Raw genomic sequence first — 24,505 nt, 5'->3', positions numbered from 1 at the left:
CTCAGGAAGTCAGCGTGCGGGGTGCGGTGCTGGCGCGCTCGGTCATCCGGGGGGTGAGCAGGGTCGCCTCCGCGGCGGGCGTGCCGTTCAGCTTGCTCATCAGCAACTCGACCGCCCGTGAGCCCACTTCGGCGGACGGGATGGCGATGGAGGTGACCGGGACGCGCAGGCTCTCGGCGAGCTCGTCCGGGCAGATGGCGGTGACGGACAGGTCGGCCGGAACCCGCAGGCCGAGCTGCTCGAAGGCGTCGATCAGCGGCTCCAGGACCGGCTCGTTGTGCACGACGACGCCGGTCAACGCGGGCTGTTCGCGCAGAAGTCGCTCGGCGATCCGGCGGGCGGCGGCGGGCGAGGCCTCGCAGGGGTGGACGGAGGAGGCGAGGCCGCCCCGGTCGGCGGCGGCCGTGAACCCCTGCACCACCCGCTGGGCGAACGCCGTGCCGCGCACATACACCTCCGGCGGCGACCCGACCAGCGCGACGACCCGGTGCCCGAGTCCCGCGAGCCGCTCCACGCACAGCGCACCGGCCGCCTTGAAGTCCAGGTCGATGCAGGTGAGCCCGTCGGCGGCGGCCGGGAACCCGATCAGTACCGACGGGCGGTCCAGTGCGCGCAGCAACGGCAGCCGGGGATCGTGGAGCTGGACGTCCATCACGATCAGCGCGTCCACCAGCGCGGTGTCCGCGACCCGGCGCAGCCCGTCCTCGCCCTCCTCCTGGGTGAGCAGCAGGACGTCGTGGTCGTGCAGCCGGGCCGCCGTCACCACCGACACCGCGAACTGCATCACCACCGGCACATGGATGCCCGCCCGCAGCGGGACGACCAGCGCGAGGACGTTCGACCGGCTGCTGGCCAGCGCCCTGGCCCCCGCGTGCGGACGGTAGCCCAGCCGGCGGATGCTCTCCTCGACGCGTCGCCGGGTCGCCTCGGAGATCGGCCGTTTGCCGCTGAGGGCGTAGGAGACGGTGCTGGGGGAGACCCCGGCGTGCCGCGCCACATCGGTGATCTTGACCATCACTCGGACTCCAGCTCCAGGGAGAGGAAGCCCGTCCCGGCCCGGGCCCGGACCTCGCGCCCGCCCGCGGCCAGCCCCCAGGGGGCCGAGGGATCGGTGCAGGACGCGCGCAGGGTGTCCCCCTCGCGTACGACGATGAAGGTCACCCCGCCGACCGGCACCGTCACCCGGGCGCCCCGTTCCAGGCCGTACGCGCGCAGGGTGACCCCGTCGGCGTGGTCGTAGTCGGGGCGGTCGTCCACCGCGCCCACCGGGATCACCGCGCCCGGCCGCACGAGCAGCGGCACGCTTCTGAAGCCGTGCCGCTCGCGCACCCAGCGCGGTCCGGTCACCGGGGGCCCGCCGAGGTAGGGGGTCCAGGTGCCCTCGGGCACGTAGTACGAGACGTCCCCGTCGTCGCTGAAGACGGGCGCGACCAGCAGATCCGGACCGAGCATGTACTGCCGCTCCAGATGCGCGCACCCCGGATCGTCCGGGAACTCCAGGACCATCGCCCGCATCATCGGCACCCCCTCCGCGTGGGCGGTGCGGGCGGCCTCGTACAGATACGGCATGAGGCCGAGCTTCAGCCGGGTGAACAGCCGCAGGACCTCCACGGCCTCCTCGTCGAACAGCCAGGGCACCCGGTACGAGGACGAGCCGTGCAGCCGGCTGTGCGAGGACAGCAGTCCGAAGGCGATCCACCGCTTGAACAGCGCGGGGCTCGGTGTCCCCTCGAAGCCGCCGATGTCGTGGCTCCAGAACCCGAACCCCGACATGCCGAGGCTGAGCCCGCCGCGCAGCGACTCGGCCATCGACGCGTACGTCGCCTCGCAGTCGCCGCCCCAGTGCACCGGGAACTGCTGGCTCCCCGTGGTCGCCGAGCGGGCGAAGACGACGGCCTCGTGCTCCCCCCGGTGTTTGCGGAGCACATCGAACACGGTCTGGTTGTAGAGGTACGTGTAGTAGTTGTGCATCCGCTCCGGGTCGGCGCCGTCGGCGTACGCCACGTCCACCGGGACCCGCTCGCCGAAGTCGGTCTTGAAGCAGTCGACGCCCTGTTCGAGCAGTGCCTCCAGCTTCGAGGCGTACCACTGCCGGGCGTCCGGGCTGGTGAAGTCGACCAGCGCCATGCCCGGCTGCCACAGATCCCACTGCCAGACACTTCCGTCGGGCCGCCTGAGCAGATGCCCGAGGGCCCGCCCCTCGGCGAACAGCGGTGAGCGCTGTGCGATGTAGGGGTTGATCCAGACGCAGATCCGCAGACCCTTGTCCTTCAGCCGCGTCAGCATGCCCTCCGGATCGGGGAACACCCGCGGATCCCACCGGAAGTCGCACCAGTTGAACTCGCGCATCCAGAAGCAGTCGAAGTGGAAGACGGACAGCGGGAGTTCGCGCTCCCGCATGCCGTCGATGAAGGAGGTGACGGTGTCCTCGTCGTAGGAGGTGGTGAAGGACGTCGACAGCCACAGGCCGAAGGACCACGCGGGCGGCAGGGCCGGACGCCCGGTGAGGGCCGTGTACGTGCGCAGGATGTCCTTCGGGGTCGGGCCGTGGATGACGTAGTACGTCAACTGCTGGGTCTCGGCGCTGAACTGGACCCGCGAGACCGCCTCGGAGCCGACCTCGAAGGAGACCCGCCCCGGGTGGTCGACGAAGACGCCGTAGCCCGCGTCCGTCAGATAGAACGGCACGTTCTTGTAGGCCTGTTCGGTCGCCGTTCCGCCGTCCGCGTTCCACATGTCCACGACCTGGCCGTTCTTGACGAGCGGCCCGAACCGCTCGCCGAGGCCGAAGACCTGCGTGCCGACACCGAGGTTGAGCTGTTCGCGCAGATAGTGGGCGCCGGACGCGTCCCGCATGATGCCCATGGCCTTGGGGCCGCTGCTGGTGAGGACGCGGCCGTGCGCGAGGAAGTCGACGTGCCAGGGGGTGGTGCGAGAGACCCGGACGGACAGGGCGCCCGAGGTGAGGGTGGCGAAGCTGTCGTCGTACTCCGCGAGCGGTGTGAACTCGGCTGCGCGCAGCTCGAACCGGGGCCCCCGTGGTTCCTCGCCCTGGAAGTGGGTGAACGTGACGCCGATGACGTCGGGCATCGGCGCATGGGCGCTGATCGTCACGACCGGTCCCTTCAGCAGGTCGCCGCGGTGCCGGATGGGCTGGGTCGGCGCGTGGATCTCCAGGCCGCCGGGGCCCGAGGTCACGTCGAGGACCTCGACCGGGTGGGCCGCGGTGACACCCTCGCGCAGCAGCCAGTAGCCGTCCGTGAACTTCACTGTCGTCCCCCTCTACTTGACTGCGCCGACGGCGATACCGCGGGTCAGGGTCCGCTGGAAGAGCAGGAAGAAGACGATGGCGGGCAGGACGCCCAGCAGGGCGGCCGCGTTCGTCATCGTGGCGTCCATCAGACGCTGGCCCTGGAGGACACCGAGGGCCACCGACACCGTCTGGTTGTCGTTGGAGATCAGCATGACCAGCGGCAGCAGGAACTCGTTCCACGTCCAGATGAAGAAGAAGACGAGGAGCACGCCGATCGTGGGGCGGCTGACCGGGACGACGATCCGCCACAGCACCTGCCACTGGTTCGCCCCGTCGATCCGTGCGGCCTCGATGATCTCGCGCGGGAACCGCCCGAGGACGGAGGAGAGGAGGTAGGTGCCGAAGGCCGCCTGGATCACCGTGAACACGATGATCACGCTGAGCCTGGTGTCGTAGAGGCCGGCCTGCTTGCTCAGGTAGTAGACCGGGTAGACCAGCGCCTCCTGCGGCAGCGTGTTGGCGAGGACGAAGAAGGCGAGCACCCAGGTGCGGCCCCTGATCCGGCCGATGCCGATCGCGTACGCGTTGAGCACGGACAGGACGGCGGCCCCGACCGCCACCGAGCCGGAGATCAGGACCGAGTTGAGGAGCTTCCGCCCGAAGTCGACGCGCTGCCAGAAGTCCTTGAGGCCGTCGAGGTAGAGGCCGTGCGGGAGGCTGAGCGGGCCGTGCTCGGAGTACTCGGCGGGCGACTTGACCGCGTTGACCGCGACGACGGCGAAGGGCAGCACCATGAACAGCGCGCCGATGACGAGGGCCACGAGAACCGGGTAGCGACGGAGGGCTGTCATACGCGGATCCCTTCCTCGGCGTCCTCGGCGCGCGTCTGGAACCTCAGCCCGATCAGCGCCAGGGCCAGGATGATCACGGTCAGGACGGTGGAGATCGCGGCGCCGTAGCCGACCTGCGTCTTCTCGAAGAAGGTCGTGAAGGAGAAGTACGACGGCACGTCGGTGGCGCCGCCCGGGCCGCCCTTCGTCAGGACGTACACCGCTCCGAACACCTTCAGCGCGGCGATCGTGCACCACAGGAGGACGACGGAGATCTCCGGGCGGATCTGCGGCAGCGTGATGTGCCAGAACCGCCGCCACCAGCCCGCGCCGTCCAGTTCGGCGGCCTCGTGGAGCTGCGGGTCCACGCGTTGCAGCCCCGCCATGAAGACGACGAGCGGGAAGCCGATCTGCACCCACACCATCACGCCCATGACGCTGTACAGCGCGAGGTCGGGGTCGCCCAGCCAGTCCTGCTGCCAGGAACCGAGGCCGACGGCCTTGAGCAGTTCATTGAGCGATCCGTCGTCGGGCGCGAGGATCCAGCTCCACACGATGCCCGCGACGGCGATCGGCAGGACCTGGGGGAGGTAGAAGCAGGCGCGCAGCACGGCCGCCGTCCTCGTCCCGAAGTGCTGGGCGACGAAGTCGAACAGGGCGGCGGCGAGGACGAGTCCGAGGGCGGTCGGTACGAGGGCCATCGCGAGGACCATGAACAGGCTGTGCCGGAAGGACGCCCAGAACTCGGAATCGTCCATCAGGTCGCGGTAGTTGGCCAGACCCGACCAGTGGGGACTGCCGACCCCCTGCCAGTCGGTGAAGCTCACACCGGTGTTCATCAGGAAGGGGGCGACGACGACCACGAGGAACGCGACGAACCCGGGGAGCAGGAAGAGGGCGTAGGAGGTGCGGGGACGGCGCGGGCGGGTCGTGGGGCTGTGGTGCCCGCGGACGACCCGGCCGCCCCGCTCGACGGTGACCGTCATGTCTTCGGTACGCCCTTGTCGTACGCCTTCTGCAACGCGGACAGGTAGGCGTCCGGGGACTCGCTCCCGGTGATCAGCTTCTGGGTCTCCGAGACGAGGACGTCGTAGAAGCCGGCGACGGGCCAGTCGGGGTAGAAGGCCAGACCGTCCTTCCCGGAGAGCGTGTTGAAGTTCGCGATCAGCGTCTTGGCCTGGGGGTCCGTGATGGCCGCGGGGTCGGCGGCCACCGGGACGCCGCCCTGGTTGCCCAGCAGGTTCTGGATCTTCTTCGACAGGGTGATGTCGATGAAGTCGTAGGCGAGGTCCTTGTTCTTCGCGCCCTTGGGGACGACCCAGAGGTTGCCGCCGGAGCCGAGGGTCAGATTGCTCTCGGGCCACAGGAAGGTGCCCCAGTCGAATGTGTTCTCCGTCTTGAAGCGGCCGTACCACCAGCTGCCGGAGAACAGGATCGGGCTCTTGCCCTGGATGAAGGAGACGCCCGCGTCCTCGGCCTTGAGCCCGCTGGACTTCTTGCCGATGTAGCCCTTCTTCACCCAGTCGGCGAACGTGGTCGCGGCGTACGTCCAGGCCGCGTCGTGGAAGTCGGTCCTGCCCTCGTAGAGCTCGAAGCTGTCGACCCAGGACCGGTCGGCCTTGGACAGGGCGAGCTGGTAGAGGTACTGCTGGGCCATGTACTCGGCGCCCGCGTTGGCGAGCGGGGTGATGCCCTTCGCGGCGAACGTGTCCATCGCGGACGTGAGTTCGGCCGATGTCGTGGGCTCGGCGATGCCGTACTTCTTGAAGAGGTCCTTGTTGTAGAAGACCATCGTGTACTCGGCGTAGTCCGGCACCCCGTACCACTTGCCGGAGCCCATGACCCCGTTGGTGTCGTACTGGCTGATGGTCCGCACTCCGCCGCTGATCTTCTTGTCCCAGCCGCGCTCTCTCACCTGGGCGGTGAGATCGGTGAGGAGCCCCTGCTTGGACAGGAGTCCGGCGGTCGCGTTGCCCTTGTTGTACTCCATGAGGTCGGGGGCGTCGTTCGAGTTGAGGACCATGGGCGCCGTCTTCTGGATCTGCTCGAAGCCCTTCTCCTCGAACTTCACCTTCACGCCCGGGTGTTGCGCTTCGAATTCCTTGATGGCCTCCTTCCAGGCCACCCCCATCGCACTGTCCGGCCCTTCGTAGTGCCACAGCTTCAGTGTCCTGCCGTCCGAGGAGCCACTGTCCGAGCCGCCGCAGGACGTCACCAGCAGGGCACCCGTCAAGGCCACCGCCACTGCCGCCGCCACACGCCTTCGTGTCGTCAACATCCACTGCCTCCAGAGGAGTTGGATGGGTATCGGGACCGTCACGCAGCGTTCGTCGAATCGTTTCGATGCGCGACGTCGAAGCGCTTCGACGGGGGAAGGTATGTGGGGGCTGTGGGTGCGTCAATGGGGTGCGCCGGAATTGGGGCAGGGGTTCGACGGGCCGGACGGCGGGGTGTCCGTCCCTGCGGGCTACGGGGTGTGCGCCGGGTGGATCTCAAGGCGGTGTTCCTGACGCCGCACCGCACCCGTCCTCGCGCCCAGCGCCGCGACGACGAACGCGACCGCCGCCGCCGCGACCGGCACCGTGTACCCCGCGGCCGGTGAGACGTGCTCCACCATCCACCCGCCGGCCGCCGAGCCCCCGGCTATCCCGCCCAGCAGCCCGGTCACCGCGAGGGTCATCCCCTCGTTCAGCCGGCCCTCGGGCGTGCGCCGCTGGACCAGCGTCATCCCGGTGACCATGGTCGGGGCGGTCGCCATACCCGCCACGAGCAGCGCCCCCGCGAGAACCGCGAGCGAGCCGGTGAGCCGGACGGCGAGCAGAGGCAGCGTCAGCAGGACCGCCATCACCCCGACACACAGCGCATACCGCCGCACGGGAAGCGAGGAGCCGGAGGAGGAGGCGCTCCCCGCGACGGCTCCGTAGAGCAGACCCGCCCCGCACGACCCCGCCGCCTGGAGGGCGAGAACCGCGCCCGCGGCCGACCTGTGTCCCTGCTGGTCCGCGAACGCGATCGTCACCACCTCCATCGCGCCGAAGACGGCGCCGGTGGCGAGGAAGGAGAGGAGCAGCGGGGGCATTCCGGGCGCGAGCACGGGCGACGCGGACGTCGTACGCGGCTGGGGCGGCGGCTCCGTCGAACGCTGCGCGGTGAAGAGCAGGACGCCCGTCATCAGCAGGGCGGACCCCACCAGCATGCCCGCCTCCGGAGAGAACGCCCCGCACAGCAGCGCCGCGAGCACCGGGCCCAGCATGAAGCACAGCTCGTCCGCCGCCTGCTCGAAGGAGTTCGCGGTGTGCAGCGCCGCCGCGTCGCCCTGGAGGAGGTGGGCCCAGCGGGCCCGGGACATCCCGCCCGTATTGGGGGTCGTGGCGGTGGCGGCGTACGCGGCGAACAGGGTCCAGTCGGGCAGGCCGAGACGTACGCACGCCACCAGCCCGATCCCGCCCAGCAGCGCGAAGGCCGTGGCGGGCACGGCCACCCGGGCCTGCCCGTGCCGGTCGACGAGACGCGCGGTCCCGGGAGCGACCACGGCCGTCGCCGCGAGCCCCGTCGCCGTGACGGCACCGGCGAGCGCGTACGAGCCCCGCGAGCTCGCGATCATGATCACCGCGCTCACGCTGAACATGCCCATGGGCAGCCGCGCGACAAGGTTGCCGAGGGTGAAGGCGCGGGTGCCGGGAAGCGCGAAGAGGCGGCGGTACGGGGAGAGCGGCGACATGGGTGAACCGTGGCCCGGCACCGTGCGAGCGGTCCAACACTTACTCCGTCGCGATTGACGCACCTGGGTTGTAGGTTCGCGTGATGCCTGGTCAACACCCCCTCCCCGGCCATCTGGACCCCCGTCTCCTGCGCGCGTTCCTCGCCGTCGCCGAAGAGCTGCACTTCACCCGCGCCGCTGCCCGGATGTATGTCGCCCAGCAGTCCCTCAGCCGCGACATCCGCCGGCTGGAGCGGGAGCTCGGGGTGGAACTGTTCGTGCGGACGACCCGGCAGGTGACCCCGACGGTGGACGCCGAGCGGCTGCTGCCGTACGCGCGCCGCGTACTGGAGGCGCACGACGCGCTGCTGGACGCCTTCGTGCGGCGCGGCGGCGAGGAGAGGCCGCTGCTCGTCGACGTCAATTCCCCCGGTCTGGTCTCCAGCCGCATCCTCGACCGGGCACGCGAACTCGCCCCCGGCAGCGAACTCATGGCCCGGTACGAAAGCGGGCTCACCGGCGCGGCCGCGGAGCTCCTCGCCGGCCGTCTGGACGCGTCGTTCGGCCGGTTCGCGGGACTCGACCCGGCCGTGCGGGCCCGGCTGGAGCAGCGGATCGTGCGCTACGAGCCGATGGCTGTCGTCCTGCCCGAGGACCATCCCCTCGCCGCGCTGGACGCGGTGCCGCTGGCCGCGCTCGCGGGCGAGACCGTGTACGCGGGGGCGGGAAACCCCCGGACACTGGAGTGGACCGACCTCGCACATCACCTTTTCGAGGGACGCGGGATCGCGCTCGCATCACCCGCGCCGGTGGCTGTCGGAGCGGACGAATTCCAGCGGATCATGGCGAAGAGGCGGAATCCGGTCCTTGCCGTGGTGGAGTTTCCGGCCATGCCCGGGACGGTGCTGAGACCCCTCGTCGACCCTGTTCCCCTGTCACCAGTGTCACTGGTGTGGCGCAAGGGGCTTGTCCATCCGGGAATCGATGCGCTCAAACGAGCTGCCGTCGAACTCGCGAGCGAAGAAGAGTGGCTCCTGAGTACCCAGGAAGGGTGGGTTCCAGCCACTGATGCGCGCATTTTCATGAGCCGTACATGAGACGTAACCACACGAGTCCCACCCATGCGCTACATTCTCTGTCCGGGCGCAGTGTGATATTGGGGGCGCTCGGGTCGGGTGGGGGCCCGACCCGGACGACATAGTGAGTATTTGCCCGGAGTCGTCGCGCACCCGTGAACTGTCCCGTGGGGGGATGCACGTGCGCGTTGAAAACTGGCGGAAAGAAGCCCAACCGGCTCGACGAGATGTCGATCAGGGGGACGGGCGAGTCGATCCGTCACCTGGGCTGGAAGCCAAGGAGTCGATCGCCTGGCCGAAGGCCGGCGGCAGAACGGCTTCGTGGCCGAATATGGGAGTTGGCATCAGTCCTGACCGTGGGGAACGCGCCGAGCGTGCAGTCGGCGGACGTTCCGAGCGAACCCCTGAGCCGGAGACCGAGCTGCTCGTGGGTCGCGCAGCGGAGACCGAGGCGTTCTCCGGCCGTGCGTCCGCGGCGGGATCGCCGTCCGGCCTCGCGCCCGGGGCATGGTTCACCGCCGACCGCCCGCCGTACGACGAGCCGTCCCTCGCCCGGACGTCGAAGGCGCGCCCGTTCTTCAGCGACGACCCCGAGACCGAGCTGCTCTCCGGACCCACGCCCGACCACGAGCGTTCTCTGCACTCTTCCTGGGAGAACCCCGACGACCCGGCGCACACCCATGACCCGCACGAGGTCACGGTGCAGCTCGACGGCGCGGGCCGCCAACTGGAGGACTGGCTGGTCCAGCAGGCCCAGGGCGCCCCGGCGACCCAGGAGGCCTCGGACGGCCCCGTCTTCGTCGACGAGTCCGGCCGCCGCAGCCGCCGCTTCCGCCGGCTCGGCATGCTCGTCGCCGTGGCCTGCGCGGTCTACGCCGTCGTCATCGTCGCCACGCTCCTGTCGGGCAACTCGAACGCGCCCTGGCTCCCGGTACCGGGCCAGGACGACCAGCCCGCCGGCCAGGTCGACACCTCGCCGCTGCCCTCGCAGTCGGTGAACCCGTCCGGCACCGGCGACGCCACCGCGCCCGGCGCCGCGGCGACGGCCAGTGACGGTACGACGCCCTCGCCGGGGTCGACGCCCACACCCGGGACCTCGGGCAAGGCCACCGCCCCCGGTGCCTCCAGCGACCCCGAGCCCAGTGCGTCGGCGACGAAGAAGCCGAAGCCCGGCGTCACCACCAAGGACCCGGACCCGGACCCCAACCCGTCCCTCCCGGTGGTCAACCCGCCCACCGACTCCAGCCCCTCGACCACCCCCGGCACCACGCCCGATCCCACGGAGACCGCGGGCACGGGCGGCTCCGCCGGAGCGGGGACAGGCACCGAGGCAGTGGCCTTCTCCGTCGTGGCACCCGTCGTGCAGATCCGTGTGGAGTCCGCGCAGTCGAGCGTCCCCAGCTCCCCGTACTCCCTCTCGTCCCCGGAGATCCTCCTCTGATGTCCCGCTCCAGACGTCACGGTCCTGCGTCCAGCGCGCCGGGCCATGGCACCGGTACCACCCCGAAGCAGGACGGCAACGCCCGGCGCCGACGCCTGCCCATGCGCTTCCTGCTGCCCACGCTCATCCTGGTCGCGCTGATGGCGATGCTCATGCTGCGCGGCTATGTGCACAGCGAGATCCTCGCCGACCACCGCATCCAGCCCGAGGCGGCCACCGACAAGGTGCCGGAGAAGATCCTCGACGGCGGCCCGGTCATCGACACCCGCAGCGGCCGCACGACCAGCCTGAGCGTCCCGGACCACCGTCTCGTCCTCACCTTCGACGACGGCCCGGACCCCACCTGGACCCCCAAGGTGCTGGACGTCCTCAAGGCGCACCACGCCCACGCGGTCTTCTTCGTCACCGGCACCATGGCCTCGCGCTACCCGGAGCTCGTCCAGCGCATGGTGAACGAGGGCCACGAGGTCGGCCTGCACACCTTCAACCACCCCGACCTGTCGTACCAGTCCAAGAAGCGCATCGACTGGGAGCTGTCGCAGAACCAGCTGGCTCTGGAGGGCGCGGCGGGCATCCGTACGTCCCTCTTCCGCCCCCCGTACTCCTCCTTCGCCGACGCCATGGACGACAAGTCCTGGCCGGTGACCCAGTACATCGGCACCCGCGGCTACATCACCGTCGTCAACAACACCGACAGTGAGGACTGGCAGAAGCCGGGCGTCGACGAGATCATCCGCAATGCCACGCCCAAGGGCGGCAAGGGCGCCATCGTCCTGATGCACGACTCCGGCGGCGACCGCCACCAGACCGTGCAGGCGCTGGACAGGTTCGTGCCCGAACTCCAGCAGCAGGGCTACGACTTCAAGAACCTCACCGAGGCGCTCAACGCTCCGAGCGCGCACACCCCGGTGACGGGCCTCGACCTGTGGAAGGGCAAGGCCTGGATCTTCCTGGTCCAGGCCTCGGAGAAGATCACCGACGTCCTGGTCGTCGGCATCGCGATCATCGGCGTGCTGGTCTTCACCCGCTTCGGCCTGATGCTCCTGCTCTCCGCCGCACACGCCCGCCGGGTTCGCCGCAAGGGTTTCCGCTGGGGCCCGACACCGATCACCGAAAAGGTGTCGGTGCTGGTCCCGGCGTACAACGAGGCCAAATGCATCGAGAACACGGTGCACTCCCTCATGGCGAGCGAACACCCCATCGAGATCATCGTCATCGACGACGGATCGAGCGACGGCACCGCCCGCATCGTCGAGGACCTGCGCCTGCCGAACGTACGCGTCGTGCGCCAGCTCAACGCCGGCAAGCCCGCGGCCCTCAACCGGGGTCTGGCGAACGCCGGCCACGACATCATCGTGATGATGGACGGCGACACCGTCTTCGAACCCGCGACCGTCCGCGAACTCATTCAGCCCTTCGCCGACCCGCAGGTCGGGGCGGTCGCGGGCAACGCCAAGGTCGGCAACCGCGACTCCCTCATCGGCGCCTGGCAGCACATCGAGTACGTGATGGGCTTCAACCTGGACCGTCGTATGTACGACATCCTGCGCTGCATGCCGACGATCCCGGGCGCGGTGGGAGCCTTCCGCCGCTCCGCCCTGGAGCGCGTCGGTGGCATGAGCGACGACACGCTCGCCGAGGACACCGACATCACGATGGCCCTCCACCGGGACGGCTGGCGCGTCGTCTACGCGGAGAAGGCACGGGCCTGGACAGAGGCCCCGGAGTCCGTCCAGCAGCTCTGGTCCCAGCGCTACCGCTGGTCGTACGGCACCATGCAGGCGATCTGGAAGCACCGCCGGGCGCTGGTCGAGCGAGGCCCGTCGGGCCGCTTCGGCCGGGTCGGCCTCCCTCTGGTCTCCCTCTTCATGGTCCTGGCCCCGCTGCTCGCGCCCCTGATCGACGTCTTCCTCCTGTACGGCGTCGTCTTCGGCCCGACCGAGAAGACGATCATCGCCTGGCTCGGCGTCCTCGCCGTCCAGGCGGTGTGCGCGGCGTACGCGTTCCGCCTGGACAAAGAGCGCATGACCCATCTGATCTCCCTCCCCCTCCAGCAGATCCTGTACCGGCAGTTGATGTACGTCGTCCTGCTCCAGTCCTGGATCACCGCCCTCACCGGCGGCCGGCTGCGCTGGCAGAAGCTGCGCCGCACGGGCGTGGTGGGAGCGCCGGGATCGGTCCCGCAGCCGCGGGCGTCGCACAGCGGGAACGAACGGAGGCCGGTCGGATGACCACGCACGAGTACCCGGTGGGGGCGACTCCGCCGCTGGGCACCCCGAGGGCGGCGGTCCCGCATCCGTATCCGGGCGCATCGTCGGAATCGTGGCTGCCCTCGCAACCGGAATCGTCGCCGGGGATGCAGCCGGAGTCGGGACCGGGTCCGGAGCCGGAGCAGAAGCCGGCTCCGCGCCGCCCCGGCCGTGACCGCTACCTCGACCTGCTCCGTTCCATAGCCCTGGTCCGCGTGGTCGTGTACCACCTGTTCGGCTGGGCGTGGCTGACGGTCCTCTTCCCCTCCATGGGCGTGATGTTCGCGCTGGCGGGCTCGCTGATGGCCCGCTCGCTGAGCCGTCCGCCGTGGGGCGTGATCAGGGGACGCGTGAGACGTCTGCTGCCCCCGCTCTGGGCCTTCAGCGCGGTGGCGCTGGCCATGATGTTCGCGGGCGGCTGGAACCCGTTGCACGACCCCGACCACGGCGGCACCTGGGGCGTGGTCGACCTGCTCAACTACATCGTCCCGGTCGGCGCCCCTCCGTTCCCCTGGAAGATCGGCTCCAAGTCGGGCCTGCTGGAGGACACCTGGGCGGTCCAGAGCGCGGGCGTGCTCTGGTACCTGCGCGCGTACCTGTGGTTCGTGGTCGCGTCCCCGCTCCTGCTGTGGGCGTTCCGCCGCGTTCCGTGGGCGACCCTGCTGGCGCCCCTCGCCCTGACAGCCGTGGTCGGCACCGGGATCGTCACCATCCCCGGCGAACTGGGCAACGCCATCACCGACTTCGCCGTCTTCGGCGGCTGCTGGGTCCTGGGCTTCGCCCACCACGAGGGCATGCTGGCGAAGATCCCGCGCTACATCGCGATCTCGTGCTCGACCCTCATGATGGCCTTCGCCCTGTGGTGGGCCTCGGGTCATCTGGGCCCCGACGGCTGGGACTTGAACGACATCCCGCTGGCCGACGCGATGTGGTCCTTCGGGTTCGTGGTGATCCTGCTGCAGTACAGCCCGTCGTGGCAGGCACTGCCGGGCCGCCTCGCCAAGTGGGACAAGCTGGTGACGCTGTCCAACAACCGCGCGGTCACGATCTACCTGTGGCACAACATGCTCATCATGGCCACGGTCCCGATCCTCGACCAGTTGTACAACCTCCCCTTCATGCAGGACGACCGCGCGGTGGCGGCCCTCGACACGACGTACATGCTCTGGATGTTCGTCCTGGTGTGGCCGTTGATCGGCCTGACCATCCTGGCCTTCGGCTGGATCGAGGACATCGCGGCCAAACGAAGCCCACGCCTCTGGCCGAACGGCGCCCAGAAGCGAAAGTCCACCGGCTCCACCGGCCGCTCGACGCGGGGGCGTCGGGCACGGGGCTGAGCCACCGGCTTTGCCGGGGGTGGGACAGGGATGGAGGCAGGGGCGGGAACCGGGGGCGCACAGCCACCGTCTTGACCACCGTAGAGGCTTTGCGGTGGCCAACTCGGTTACCGGTCCCACCTCGCAATATCACTCAATCGAGGGTTCTGGACAGCCAGTTGGTCACGTTATAGACCTCTTTGCCCAACTCCTGTTCCTCGCTTGGCGTCATTCGCTCTGGTGTCGTCGCATGGGCCCCCGATAGCGTGTTGTTGCCCTTCCGCACCCCACGCCGCACTGGAGTCTGCCGTGAACCGCCGTCCCCGCCTGCTTGCCACAGCCGTCGTCGGAGCGACAGCCGCGCTGCTTTTGACCGCGTGCGGCGGCGGTGACGACGAGCCGAAGGGCAACGACAAGATCGCCGGCGCGGACACCGGGGGAGAGACGTCGGCTTCGCCTGGTGCGAGCGCGACAACCTCCGGGGGCCGCCCCGCGATCAAGTTCCCCTCCGATGCGCGGAACGTGTTCGAGGGCCAGAAGACCGGAGACGCCAAGAAGGACGCGGTACTCGCGGACAGTGCCCAGCGCATCAACTCCATTGATGACGCGATCTTCCAGGGAAGCGTGAACACCCAGGCCTTGGGCTTCTACAGCGCAGAAGGCGCATTGGACAGCGCAAGGGTGTTCGTCAAGGGCTACTTGGATGACGATCGTTCATGGACGGGGACCACGCGCTACTTCGACCGCCAGGTCACTTTTCGTCCCGATGGCAGTGCGGCTGCCGTCTATTGCTCGGACGAAAGCAAGTCCTTCCTGAAGAACCGGAAGACGAACAAGCCCGAGAAGACGCCGACCTCAGCGGACAGCTACGTGCTGTACAACACCAAGCTTGTCAAGAATGCGGACGGCGTGTGGCAGACCACCAACGTCATCTCGAAGCGAGGGGCTGACCAGTGCCAGCCGTGAAGCGTTCATCAGGTTCAGTGACCTTTACCGCGCTCCTCTGCCTTTTGGCGCTTGGTCCCCAAGTCGCCTATGCGGGTGGCCGTGGCGACGAAGGCAACGAGAACACCACACCCACGCCGCACGGAAATGCCACGGACGACGGCACGTTGTCCGCCACTGCCGGTGCTGTGGTCTTCGACCGTTCGAAGAACGGGTCGGGTGAGTCTGCCGGCCCGGTGACCTCATCATCAGGTACATGGACCCCGCCTGCCTGCTACTACGCCCCGAAGTACACCCCGGCCGGGCTGGAGAAGTACAAGGAGTCGATTTGGGGGGTCGACTCGACGGGGTATGAGTGGGACGCGGCGCAGCGTGACAAGTACGTGAACGGGAAGCCGTACAAGGACTTCAACAAGGACAAGGCCGGCAAGGGCTATTGGTGGGACTCGTACGTCGCTGAAGGCCGCGAGGGCGATCCGGCAGCCGGTGACTGTACGGAAGACATCTTCTGGGTGGACAAGGGTGATGCTCCGCCGGCGGATGTTCCGGAGGCGATAACTCCGGAGATGTTGGCGCAGTTGGCGTATGCGGAGATACGTGTGCCGTCGACGAAGGTGGACTTGGCTCCGGCGGGTACGACGAAGGTGAATCTGCCGACGTGGGCGTGGCTGGACACGGCGAAGTTCAAGCCGGTGTCGGTGACGGCGTCGGTGCCGCTGCTGGGCGTGACCGCGACGACGACGGCGGAGCCGCTGTCGTTGGAGATCGAGCCGGGAACCGGCGATGCCACGACGTATCCCGCGTCGGGGGTCTGCGAGATAGCGGGCGATCGCATCGGTGAGGCGTACGCGAAGGGCAGGGCCAAGGAGACTCCGCCCTGCGGGGTGAAGTACCTCCGTTCTTCGGGTGATGGTTCGTACAAGCTGAGGGCGACCATCACCTGGAAGATCCACTGGACGGGCACCGGCGTCCCTGACGAGCGAGGGCTGCCGGACGGCACCTTCGGAGCCGAGCAGGACGTCATCGTGCAAGAAATCCAGTCCGTCAACCGCTGAGTCCGGCTTCCGGACTCACCGAGATCCGGAAGAGGCAGAGGGCGTGGCGGAGCGGTTGGCCGTCGACGGCGATGAGCTGTCGCACTTCATGAAGATGCTCAGGACGTCGACCGACTCGTTGAAGGGCCTGCGCAAGGCGTTGGAGGACGCCACGGTCACGGGTCTGGGCACCGACGATCTCGACTGTGCCTGCGAGGACTTCCAGGACAACTGGAAGTACGGCGCCGACCAGATCGGTGAGCAGACCGAGGACCTGGCCAAGATCATCGGGAAGAGCAGGGACAGCTACCGCGAGGTGGACAAGGCCCTGGAACAAGCCCTGATGAAGGCTGGCGCCGGCGCCGGCGCCAGCGCCGGCAGCGGCAGGGGCGGCGGTACGAGGTGACGTACCCGCCCGGGGACACAGGAGCGGCGCTCGATCCGCGGTCCCGTGCCGACCGCGCGAAGCCGCAGGGCCTCAAGTCGGCCCCGCGCATCCCCAACCCCGACTACCCGCATCTCGGGTTCAATCCGGTGCCGGGCAGTACGGAGACCGTGAGCGGCCTCCGCAAGAAACTCATGGGGTGCGCGAAGGTTCTCGAAGAGACGCATGACCTCGTCACCAAGCTCATGGACGGCAGTTACTGGAAGGGAGACGCTGCCGTCGCCTTTCGCGAGCAGCTGGACGGCGGTCCGCTCCCCCTGAACCTGAAGAACGCCGCGAACTCCATCCGCAAGGCGGCCGGGCAACTCGACCGCTGGGAAGGCGAACTCGACGACTTCCAGCGGCGGGCGAAGCGACTCGAAGCGGATGCGAAGGACGCGCAGGAAGCCGTGGACCGGGCGAAGGGCCACGCCACCCAGGCGGGTGGCAGCCCTGACCTGGAGAAGAAGGGCGCCAGGCACGACGAGGCGCAGAAGGCACTGACCAAAGCGAACACGGCGGTGGACGACGCCGAGGACGCCCTGAGGAAGATCCGCGGGAAGGCCCGCGAACTCGCGGACGAACATGAGCACCAGGCCCAGCGTCGAGCACGCAAGATCCGCGACGCCACGAAGAAACTGGCCCCGCACGAGCCGGGCTGGTTCGACTCGGCACTCGACTGGCTCACCGAGAATCTGCCGGACATCTTGAGCACGGTGGGTGCCGTGATCGGCCTGGTTGCCTTGTTCGTTGTGTCGGGTGGGACATTGGCTGCCGTATTGCTGCTGGCTGCGGCGGCTTTGAGCGCGACGGCGTTGACCCTTCGTATCGCTGAACACCCCACGGTGTGGGCGTCGCTGAGAGACGGCTTCGCCAAGGGCGAGCTCGATACTGACTTCTGGAGCAATCTCGTGACCGTCGGGGGTGACGCCCTTGGCATGGTTCCTGGCATCGGTGCGGTGGGTAAGGGCGCCGCGGCCGGCCTTCGGGCCACCGGCGAGGCGGGGGAAGCGGTCTCGCTCGGTCAACGAGCCATCCGATTCGGAAGCAGCACTGTTGAGCATGCGAAATCCATTTCGGACCTGGACAATGCGCTGCTCGGTTTTACGATCCGGGGCGCCAGAGCAGCGCCCATCACCAGGGCGGTTGAGGTCACGTCGGCCTCGGTGGGCGTGGGCACCGCAGGCTTCGGCCTGGTCATGACCGCCGTAGATACCGATGACGATGGGATCAAGGACGGCTCCGTAGCGAGTATCGACGGCGCAAGGCTTGGCCTTGACGTCGGAGGGATCGTCGATATCGCCCGCCATGTCTTCTGAGCCCCGAACAGAGAGATCCGCTGAATGAACCCGACCGCCTACCCCACCGCTTGGGACCACCCGCCGACCAGGAGGGCCTGGACTCACCACATGATTTTGATCATCATCCGCCTGGTGGGCTGGATCGCTGTTTGGATCGGCTCGTTGGGCGTTCTGGTGGTCTTTCTGTCTCCGGGATTCACTCCGCTCTTCGTCCCTTTGCTGGGCTATGCAACTTTCCGAGCCGTCCTCCAACTCGCCTACATCCGCCCCTCCATCCAGATCCAGCGCGTCCTCTGGAACTACCCCTGGCAACTCCTCACCGGCGTTCCCCGGGGCCGGAACAAGCACCCCCGGGTTCAAGAGGATGAGATGTGGCTGGAGTTGCCCAATCCGGAGGAGCCGGAGGAACGGATCCCTCTGCTGTTCCTTTCCGGGATGCGTACCTTCTGGTGGATGCGACGCTTCGGCACCGCTCGCACGAAACCGGAACTGAAGGCGCAGATCGAACCGCTCTGGTTCGCCGGTGATCCCCGTTTCATCGCCGTCATCGCGGCAACCAGCCGCAACGGCAAGGCACCCAAGAGGCTGCACCTGCTCTATCAGCGCACGGCCACGGGCCGGCGGGGCATCGAGCCGACCGACTGGAACGCAAGCCCGGCTGCCCTCGAACGCGCCCGCCGTTCCGGCGCTCACGTTCCCGACGCGGTGCACCCGCACCCGCGTACGTACTGACTCGTACCCGGCAGGATCCGATGACCACGGCTCCCCACTTCACCATCGCAGACTCGGCCGAAGACCCCGACGCCGATGTCTGGTTCGCGGAACCCGCAGGCTTCACCGCTGTGCCTCTAGAGGCGTTGCTCCCCTCACCGGACTCTTCAGCCGCAGGGAATCTGCGCACCGCGCTCGCGCCACTTCTGCAGGCGGCTCCCGACGGGGTGGCCCGACAGCAGTTCATCGCTCAGTTCACACAGGGGCAGCACCTGTTGGGTGCCCTGAGGGAAGCCGGAACGGTGCATTGCTCGATCGGATTGCACCGGGACGACGTCGATGAGGGGGTCGCAAGCAGCGGGAGCCGGCCGCTGTTGTCGTTCTTCACCGTCTCCTGGCGGGCGACGGCGGTGTCGCCGCGAGCTGTGACGGCTGCTCGTGCGGTGAGCGGCCTCGACGCGCAGGCACGCATCAAATACGTCGAACTGCCCTGTGGGCCTGTCACGTTCAGCGAAAGCGTTCATACCCCCAGAGCCGACAGCGGCATCCCTCAACTGCCCTTGGCCCAGTTCCACGCCCACCTGCCGCACCCGGACTGCAAGCGACTCGCTGTGTTCACGTTGAGCACGACGGCTGTCGGACACCGGGAGCAGTACCGCGCGATCCTCCGCCACATCGTTGGCCTCGCCACTTTCGAGAATCCACTGGCCCCGGCCGCCACGACGCCGTGATGGCGGACCCCACCAGGACGACAGGCCCTGCGGACTGAGGGCTTTGCGGCCGCCAACTCTGTGATCGGTCTCGGCGTCAAATATCACTCGATCGAGGGTTCTGGACAGCCAGTTGGCCAGCCTATGGGCCTCTTTGTCCAACTCCTGTTCCTCGCTTGGCGTCATTCGCTCTGGTGTCGTCGCATGGGCCCCCGATAGCGTGTTGTTGCCCTTCCGCACCCCACGCCGCACTGGAGTCTGCCGTGAACCGCCGTCCCCGCCTGCTTGCCACAGCCGTCGTCGGAGCGACAGCCGCGCTGCTTTTGACCGCGTGCGGCGGCGGTGACGACGAGCCGAAGGGCAACGACAAGATCGCCGGCGCGGACACCGGGGGAGAGACGTCGGCTTCGCCTAGCGCGAGCGCGACGGAATCCGCGGGGCGACCGAAGATCGAGCTGCCGTCGGATCTGACGCTGACCTTCGAAGGTTCGAAGACCGGCGACTCCATCAAGGACGCCGTTCTCGCTGACAACGCGGAGCGCATGCGAGCCGTCGACGCGGCGATCACCGGGACGGATCTCAAGGGTGAGGCGCTCGGGTACTACAACACCGGCAAAGCCCTCGAAGCTGCCCTGACGTGGGTCCAACAGTTCAAGGATGCGGGTGCCACCCTCACCGGTGAGGCGCGGTACTACGACCGCACGGTGACCCTCAAGGGCAAGGCGTCAGCTTCACTGACGTTCTGCGCGGACGAGGGCAAGGGGTACAGCAAGGACAAGAAGACCGGCAAGATCAACAAAACGCCGGTCACCAAGAACAGCTATGTCTTCTACAACACGCGCTTGGACAAGAGCTCTGAAGGTGTCTGGCAGACATCGCAGATCATCTCCACAAGGGGGGCGGCTCAGTGCCAGCCGTAGCGAGGAACACCGTTCGCGTCACTCTGCTCGCGGGCGTTCTGGTGCTCGGAAGTGGGCCAGTTGCTTGGGCGGACTTTGTCCCGGGTGGTAAGGGCACGGGTTCCGAGACGCAGGTACATGGTGGCCAGGAGGACCAGAAGGTCTCCGCGACGGCGGGTGTTGTCGTGTTCGATCGTTCGAAGAACGGGTCGGGTGGGTCTGCGGGTCCGGTGACGTCTGCGTCGGGTACGTGGACTCCGCCTGCCTGTTACTACGCTCCGAAGTACACGCCGGATCAGTTGCAGAAGTATTTGGAGCCGATCTGGAATGCCGAGTCGACGGGATCTGAGTGGGACTTGTCGCAGCGCAACAAGTACGTCAACGGCGGCGAGTACAAGGACTTCAACAAGGCCAAGGCCGGTAAGGGCTATTGGTGGGACTCGTATGTCACCGAGGGTCGTGAGGGCGACCCGGGTGCGCTGAAGTGCAACAAGGCGATCTTCTGGGTGGACAAGGGTGATGCTCCGCCGGCGGATGTTCCGGAGGCGATAACTCCGGAGATGTTGGCGCAGTTGGCGTATGCGGAGATACGTGTGCCGTCGACGAAGGTGGACTTGGCTCCGGCGGGTACGACGAAGGTGAATCTGCCGACGTGGGCGTGGCTGGACACGGCGAAGTTCAAGCCGGTGTCGGTGACGGCGTCGGTGCCGCTGCTGGGCGTGACCGCGACGACGACGGCGGAGCCGCTGTCGTTGAAGATCGAGCCGGGAACCGGCGATGCCACGACGTATCCCGCGTCGGGGGTCTGCGAGATAGCGGGCGATCGCATCGGTGAGGCGTACGCGAAGGGCAAGGCCAAGGAGACTCCGCCCTGCGGGGTGAAGTACCTCCGCTCTTCGGGTGATGGCTCGTACAAGCTGAGGGCGACCATCACCTGGAAGATCCACTGGACGGGCACCGGCGTCCCTGACGAGCGAGGGCTGCCGGACGGCACCTTCGGAGCCGAGCAGGACGTCATCGTGCAAGAAATCCAATCCATCAACCGCTGAGAGACAGGTGCACCCCAGTGACCGACAGAAGGGGAGTGGGCGGGAAAGTGACATCACCCCAGCCTGTCGGCGGCAGCGGCGTGTTCGGCTTGATCACGCCCGAGGACTGGTATCGCATCCCGCTTCAGTCGCAGGAGCGTCGAGAGGCGTCCGTCAGCGCCCTGATTCGGCGGCAGTTCGCTGGTGTTGACGACCAGCCTGTTCTGCGCCGTCAAGCCGAGGAGCAGCTGATGGGTGCCGCACTTGCGGGAGTCGATCAAGGCGGCGTGGTGCTTTACCTGTCGTTCTTGGAGGCTGCCGGCATCCCGTTGTCCGCCTCACTCCTCGTCTCCCGCCTTCATCAGCGGTTCGACAGCCTCGATGCCGTCGCAGCTCTCGCCGGAAAGGGTGAAGTGGCGCCTGTGAGGCTGCCGGCGGCAGGACAGGCCGCTCGGCGGCGTCGCACTGAACGAACGCGTGAATCACGGAAATTGGGATCGGAGTTCGACGACACCATCGTTGAGTACTTCGTGCCGACGCCCGGGGGCGACGAGTCCTTGATGCTCACGTTCAGCACTCCGATGGAGCCGATCGCGGACGCGATGGTAGAGCTCTTCGACGCGATCGCAGGAACTCTGCGCTGGCAGGCGCGGAACGAAGACGTGAAGGGGACCCCGGATGAGTGAGCGACTCAGAGTGTCCACCACCGATCTGCACGCAGTCGGAACCGGACTGCGCTCGGTGGCAACGGAGTTCGAGGGACTCGACAAACTCATGGAGTCCTACGACCTGCGCACCGTCGGACACAAGCTGCTGCACGAGAGACTGCAGGACTTTTCCGATGACTGGGACGACAACCGCAATAAGATGATCAAGGAAATCGAGGGACTGGGGACCATCGCCAAGAAGGCGTCCGAGGCATACGTCGAGCTCGACACCGCGCTCTACAGCGCTCTGGTCGGCAAGGGGCAGAAGAAGTGAGTCGTCCGGCCGACTACCGTTGGGAAGTGCTGGACGAGAGCGGTGACCCCGTTCCCGGTGATGTGCACGACCTGAAGTCGCTGGCACTCCGCTTCGCCGCTACGGCCAAGACGATCTCCGACACCGCGGCCGCGCTGCGTCGAGTCGGAGATCAGAAAAGTTGGGATTCGAAGGCGGGGCGGGAATTCGCCGAGAAGGCCGGCGACACTGCGAAGACCGTGAGCAGGGCACACGGCCGCTACGAAGAGGCCGGCGCCGCGCTCAAGGAGTACTACACCGACCTCGAGACGATCCAGAAAGAGGCGGACGGGCTCCTCGGACAAGCCGAAACGCAAGCGGCGGACTTGGCATCGGCGAAGTCCCGAGCCGGCAACCCACCCAAAGACACGGACAAGGACGGCCAGGACAAGCTCGACAAGAAGGCAACTGACCTGCAAGACGGTCTGGACGGGCTGCGCGGCAAGCTGGCCACCCTGAAGTCCCGCCACAAAGGCGCGGGTGACACGGCGGCGAAGCGTATCCATGACGTGGCAGAGGGCGATGGCCTCAACGACAGCTGGTTGGACGACCTGCGCGATTCACTGACCTTGATCAGCAAGATCGCCGGGGCCGTGGCAGCCGTGTGCGGAGTGGTGTCGCTTCTGGTCGGCTGGATCCCCATCATTGGACAGGCGATTGCCGGTGTCCTTGGCACCATCGCGCTCGTCATGACCGCTCTGTCGCTCATCTGCCATGTGCTGCTCCTGATCAACGGCGATGGATCGTGGCAGGACGTGGCCTTGGACGTCCTGGGGCTGGCGACGTTCGGTATCGGGCGGGTCTTTTCAGCGGGATCGAAGCTCGCCGCCACAGTCGGACGCAGCAAGGTCTGGACCGCGGCGACGCAGTACGTGCGTGGTTGGAATCCCGGGCTCACCTCGGTGGCGCGTCGAGCTCTCGTCGAGGAGATGGTGGGTGCGCGTGCCGGGGCCGTTGCTCGCTCTGCGCGACCGGATGTCAGCCTCGGAGCGGCGTTCAAAGGGCTCCCGCGTTCCTTTGCGGACGACCTAGGAACCATCCGGAGCAATTGGCGCGATGTCCTTAAGGTGAGTGACAACGTCTCAGCCGTCCGCAATGCCTGGAACGTCGGCGGAGTGCGCGGCCTGGCCAGCATGTACGTTGGGCCAGGCATGGTGGACGAGCTCAGTCGCATGAGCAATGTCAGCGCGGCAGACCTGCACTTCATCGGAACGCCGGATGCATTCAAGCAGGCGATGCACTACAACTCGTGGGCTCTCGCGGCCACTGGAACCGGAGCGAGTTCCGACTCGTACAGCTTCAAGGGGTTGTTCGGGGGCGATCCGCAGATCGATGTCACTGGCTCTGACGCCGCTCTCGCGGGAAGGTGACTGCCGTGGTAGCTCGTGCGGAGGCTTCGGGCCGAGGCTGGGGTGAGTGCAGGATCGAGCTGCCCGCCCCCGAGAGCTGGCTGGTCTTCGACCTCGACACGGTCGATCCGCAGGTCTGGGCTCGTTCCGTCGCGGAACAGCACGTCGGCGCGGATGCTCCAGCCGATCGGCGCGACGCGTTTGCTGAGGATGTCCTGTGGTACTGGGCTGCTGCGATTCGCCAGCGGGCACTATGCGCAGCGCTGCTGGTCCCCCCGGGCAGCTCCGTGTTGGCGAGCTATACCGTGAGAGAACTGCATGTCTCTCCGGAGCTGCTGTGCCTGGAAGCCTTCCGGCGGGAGGCTGAGCTGGCTGAAGGGCCCTTCTTCGGGAAGCCCGCGATCTCGGAAGTCGATCTGCCGATGGGATCCGCCATACGGGTCCATCGTCTGGAGCCGAGCGCCCCCGAATCCGCGGACGGTGAGGTACTGGAAGGTGTCGCCCACTACATCGTGCCTCGTCTGCACCCGGTGGCGTTGGAATCCCGTCTGCTCTGGACCTCTCTCGGGCTGGGCGACGAACTGGCGACAGTGGCCGATGCCTTGGCCGAATCAATCAGGCTTGTTTGAGTCCGACCCGTTGCGTGAGCCAAGCCGTGCCCCTACATCGGTCAGCCCGAACCTCTCCCATGGGATCAGGGCCAGGGGCATCCAGCTGAAGCCGATGACGAAGACACTCAGGAGGACGGTCAGGCCTTCGGGGAGGACCCAGCCGAGTTGGGCCACGACTACGGACACGGCCAGCAGATACACATCAAACACAAGAACGGCCAGCACTTTTCGGAGGGCCTCCGCCGTTCGAAGTCGCGGTTTCTCCTCCGTCCCCCGCACGAGACCCAAAAGGATCAGAGGGAGGAACAGCCCGGTCAGCCCCCCCATGCCAATGCCGCCGATGACGAGAGCGCTGCGTCCGTCTTCCGGCACCGCGGGCGAGAGGAAGGAATCGTCCGCCAGGCCGGTGGTCAGGGAAACGCCCGCGAAGGCTCCGAGGATCATGGTCGCCAGGACGAGAATGAGTCCTGCAGCGAATGCGGCGTTTTGGACCTTCGAGTGCCGAGGGCTCCGCGCCTCGGGCCGTCCGGGCCCTGATCCGACGGACATGGAGTCTCCCGTTCCTTTGCGAAGTCGGATTGACGATAGTGGGCGCCACGGAGGAGGTCCATCACGGTGGCTGCCTCTGG

The 24,505-nt window shown here is 67.7% G+C and carries 23 protein-coding genes; 16 read left to right on the top strand and 7 right to left on the bottom strand.

Translation table 11 applies throughout. From position 1 onward, the window contains the following. Position 1 precedes the first annotated feature (1 nt). The 6 genes from ABZX90_RS07660 to ABZX90_RS07635 all read right to left on the bottom strand — a co-directional run bounded on the left by ABZX90_RS07660 (position 2) and on the right by ABZX90_RS07635 (position 7,804). A complete protein-coding gene (locus tag ABZX90_RS07660) occupies positions 2-1,015 on the bottom strand; it encodes a LacI family DNA-binding transcriptional regulator (protein WP_355202324.1) in 1,014 nt (337 codons plus the stop codon). Beyond that, complete coding sequence (gene yicI, locus ABZX90_RS07655) at positions 1,015-3,270, bottom strand: alpha-xylosidase (protein ID WP_355202321.1); 2,256 nt, start codon at positions 3,268-3,270, stop codon at positions 1,015-1,017. The genes ABZX90_RS07660 and yicI overlap by 1 nt, the downstream gene beginning before the upstream one ends. Positions 3,271-3,282: 12 nt before the next feature. Next, a complete protein-coding gene (locus tag ABZX90_RS07650; protein WP_351130855.1) occupies positions 3,283-4,104 on the bottom strand; it encodes a carbohydrate ABC transporter permease in 822 nt (273 codons plus the stop codon). Then, a complete protein-coding gene (locus ABZX90_RS07645; protein ID WP_355202318.1) occupies positions 4,101-5,069 on the bottom strand; it encodes a sugar ABC transporter permease in 969 nt (322 codons plus the stop codon). The genes ABZX90_RS07650 and ABZX90_RS07645 overlap by 4 nt, the downstream gene beginning before the upstream one ends. Beyond that, complete coding sequence (locus ABZX90_RS07640) at positions 5,066-6,361, bottom strand: extracellular solute-binding protein (RefSeq protein WP_355202315.1); 1,296 nt, start codon at positions 6,359-6,361, stop codon at positions 5,066-5,068. The genes ABZX90_RS07645 and ABZX90_RS07640 overlap by 4 nt, the downstream gene beginning before the upstream one ends. A gap of 189 nt (positions 6,362-6,550) precedes the next feature. Next, complete coding sequence (locus tag ABZX90_RS07635) at positions 6,551-7,804, bottom strand: MFS transporter (protein WP_355202312.1); 1,254 nt, start codon at positions 7,802-7,804, stop codon at positions 6,551-6,553. 83 nt (positions 7,805-7,887) lie between these two features. Here ABZX90_RS07635 and ABZX90_RS07630 point away from each other — a divergent pair, with 83 nt between their 5' ends. The 16 genes from ABZX90_RS07630 to ABZX90_RS07555 all read left to right on the top strand — a co-directional run bounded on the left by ABZX90_RS07630 (position 7,888) and on the right by ABZX90_RS07555 (position 23,894). Further along, a complete protein-coding gene (locus ABZX90_RS07630) occupies positions 7,888-8,880 on the top strand; it encodes a LysR family transcriptional regulator (RefSeq protein WP_351130862.1) in 993 nt (330 codons plus the stop codon). Positions 8,881-9,286: 406 nt separating this feature from the next. Beyond that, complete coding sequence (locus ABZX90_RS07625; protein WP_355202308.1) at positions 9,287-10,300, top strand: hypothetical protein; 1,014 nt, start codon at positions 9,287-9,289, stop codon at positions 10,298-10,300. A 101-nt stretch (positions 10,301-10,401) separates the two neighbouring features. Then, complete coding sequence (locus tag ABZX90_RS07620; protein WP_355202376.1) at positions 10,402-12,531, top strand: glycosyltransferase; 2,130 nt, start codon at positions 10,402-10,404, stop codon at positions 12,529-12,531. A 125-nt stretch (positions 12,532-12,656) separates the two neighbouring features. Continuing rightward, on the top strand, positions 12,657-13,886 hold the full coding sequence (locus tag ABZX90_RS07615) for an acyltransferase (RefSeq protein ID WP_355202373.1): 1,230 nt from the start codon (positions 12,657-12,659) through the stop codon (positions 13,884-13,886). Positions 13,887-14,174: 288 nt separating this feature from the next. Continuing rightward, positions 14,175-14,831 (top strand): hypothetical protein, encoded by a 657-nt coding sequence (locus ABZX90_RS07610; protein ID WP_355202305.1) that lies wholly within the window; start codon positions 14,175-14,177, stop codon positions 14,829-14,831. Then, a complete protein-coding gene (locus ABZX90_RS07605; RefSeq protein ID WP_355202302.1) occupies positions 14,819-15,865 on the top strand; it encodes a hypothetical protein in 1,047 nt (348 codons plus the stop codon). The genes ABZX90_RS07610 and ABZX90_RS07605 overlap by 13 nt, the downstream gene beginning before the upstream one ends. Before the next feature lie 43 nt (positions 15,866-15,908). Further along, complete coding sequence (locus tag ABZX90_RS07600; protein WP_355202299.1) at positions 15,909-16,250, top strand: hypothetical protein; 342 nt, start codon at positions 15,909-15,911, stop codon at positions 16,248-16,250. Beyond that, positions 16,247-17,587, top strand: coding sequence for a hypothetical protein (locus ABZX90_RS07595; protein ID WP_355202296.1), 1,341 nt, complete (start codon positions 16,247-16,249; stop codon positions 17,585-17,587). Before ABZX90_RS07600 ends, ABZX90_RS07595 begins: the two co-directional genes overlap by 4 nt. A gap of 24 nt (positions 17,588-17,611) precedes the next feature. Next, positions 17,612-18,301, top strand: coding sequence for a hypothetical protein (locus ABZX90_RS07590; RefSeq protein ID WP_355202293.1), 690 nt, complete (start codon positions 17,612-17,614; stop codon positions 18,299-18,301). Positions 18,302-18,321: 20 nt separating this feature from the next. Continuing rightward, positions 18,322-19,011, top strand: coding sequence for a hypothetical protein (locus ABZX90_RS07585; RefSeq protein ID WP_355202290.1), 690 nt, complete (start codon positions 18,322-18,324; stop codon positions 19,009-19,011). A gap of 242 nt (positions 19,012-19,253) precedes the next feature. After that, on the top strand, positions 19,254-19,910 hold the full coding sequence (locus ABZX90_RS07580; protein ID WP_355202287.1) for a hypothetical protein: 657 nt from the start codon (positions 19,254-19,256) through the stop codon (positions 19,908-19,910). Further along, positions 19,898-20,938 carry a hypothetical protein gene (locus ABZX90_RS07575; protein ID WP_355202284.1) on the top strand — a complete coding sequence of 347 codons (1,041 nt, stop codon included), beginning with the start codon at positions 19,898-19,900 and terminating at the stop codon, positions 20,936-20,938. Before ABZX90_RS07580 ends, ABZX90_RS07575 begins: the two co-directional genes overlap by 13 nt. Before the next feature lie 47 nt (positions 20,939-20,985). Next, positions 20,986-21,603 carry a hypothetical protein gene (locus ABZX90_RS07570; RefSeq protein WP_355202281.1) on the top strand — a complete coding sequence of 206 codons (618 nt, stop codon included), beginning with the start codon at positions 20,986-20,988 and terminating at the stop codon, positions 21,601-21,603. Continuing rightward, the gene (locus tag ABZX90_RS07565) at positions 21,596-21,898 is read left to right on the top strand and encodes a hypothetical protein (RefSeq protein ID WP_351122805.1); all 303 of its coding nucleotides are present in this window, start codon (positions 21,596-21,598) and stop codon (positions 21,896-21,898) included. The genes ABZX90_RS07570 and ABZX90_RS07565 overlap by 8 nt, the downstream gene beginning before the upstream one ends. Before the next feature lie 26 nt (positions 21,899-21,924). Beyond that, positions 21,925-23,286: a hypothetical protein gene (locus tag ABZX90_RS07560; protein WP_351122802.1), complete on the top strand. Its 1,362-nt coding sequence runs from the start codon at positions 21,925-21,927 to the stop codon at positions 23,284-23,286. 5 nt (positions 23,287-23,291) lie between these two features. Continuing rightward, the gene (locus ABZX90_RS07555) at positions 23,292-23,894 is read left to right on the top strand and encodes a hypothetical protein (protein WP_355202276.1); all 603 of its coding nucleotides are present in this window, start codon (positions 23,292-23,294) and stop codon (positions 23,892-23,894) included. Here ABZX90_RS07555 and ABZX90_RS07550 read toward each other — a convergent pair. Further along, positions 23,877-24,320: a hypothetical protein gene (locus ABZX90_RS07550; RefSeq protein WP_355202273.1), complete on the bottom strand. Its 444-nt coding sequence runs from the start codon at positions 24,318-24,320 to the stop codon at positions 23,877-23,879. The two genes, ABZX90_RS07555 and ABZX90_RS07550, sit on opposite strands and share 18 nt — an antisense overlap. Positions 24,321-24,505 lie beyond the last annotated feature (185 nt).

It is taken from the genome of Streptomyces sp. NPDC002935, assembly GCF_040611295.1.
Classification (GTDB): domain Bacteria; phylum Actinomycetota; class Actinomycetes; order Streptomycetales; family Streptomycetaceae; genus Streptomyces.
The sequence above is the reverse complement of the archived record's forward strand: the minus strand, read 5'-3'. Positions and strand labels throughout refer to the sequence as shown.

Excerpts from the sequence above, each read along its gene's own strand:
- ABZX90_RS07660 (WP_355202324.1), bottom strand. The coding sequence starts at position 1,015 with ATGGTCAAGATCACCGATGTGGCGCGGCACGCCGGGGTCTCCCCCAGC.
- ABZX90_RS07650 (WP_351130855.1), bottom strand. The coding sequence starts at position 4,104 with ATGACAGCCCTCCGTCGCTACCCGGTTCTCGTGGCCCTCGTCATCGGC.
- ABZX90_RS07645 (WP_355202318.1), bottom strand. The coding sequence starts at position 5,069 with ATGACGGTCACCGTCGAGCGGGGCGGCCGGGTCGTCCGCGGGCACCAC.
- ABZX90_RS07640 (WP_355202315.1), bottom strand. The coding sequence starts at position 6,361 with ATGTTGACGACACGAAGGCGTGTGGCGGCGGCAGTGGCGGTGGCCTTG.
- ABZX90_RS07635 (WP_355202312.1), bottom strand. The coding sequence starts at position 7,804 with ATGTCGCCGCTCTCCCCGTACCGCCGCCTCTTCGCGCTTCCCGGCACC.
- ABZX90_RS07630 (WP_351130862.1), top strand. The coding sequence starts at position 7,888 with ATGCCTGGTCAACACCCCCTCCCCGGCCATCTGGACCCCCGTCTCCTG.
- ABZX90_RS07620 (WP_355202376.1), top strand. The coding sequence starts at position 10,402 with ATGCGCTTCCTGCTGCCCACGCTCATCCTGGTCGCGCTGATGGCGATG.
- ABZX90_RS07615 (WP_355202373.1), top strand. The coding sequence starts at position 12,657 with ATGCAGCCGGAGTCGGGACCGGGTCCGGAGCCGGAGCAGAAGCCGGCT.
- ABZX90_RS07590 (WP_355202293.1), top strand. The coding sequence starts at position 17,612 with ATGAACCCGACCGCCTACCCCACCGCTTGGGACCACCCGCCGACCAGG.
- ABZX90_RS07585 (WP_355202290.1), top strand. The coding sequence starts at position 18,322 with ATGACCACGGCTCCCCACTTCACCATCGCAGACTCGGCCGAAGACCCC.
- ABZX90_RS07565 (WP_351122805.1), top strand. The coding sequence starts at position 21,596 with ATGAGTGAGCGACTCAGAGTGTCCACCACCGATCTGCACGCAGTCGGA.
- ABZX90_RS07550 (WP_355202273.1), bottom strand. The coding sequence starts at position 24,320 with ATGATCCTCGGAGCCTTCGCGGGCGTTTCCCTGACCACCGGCCTGGCG.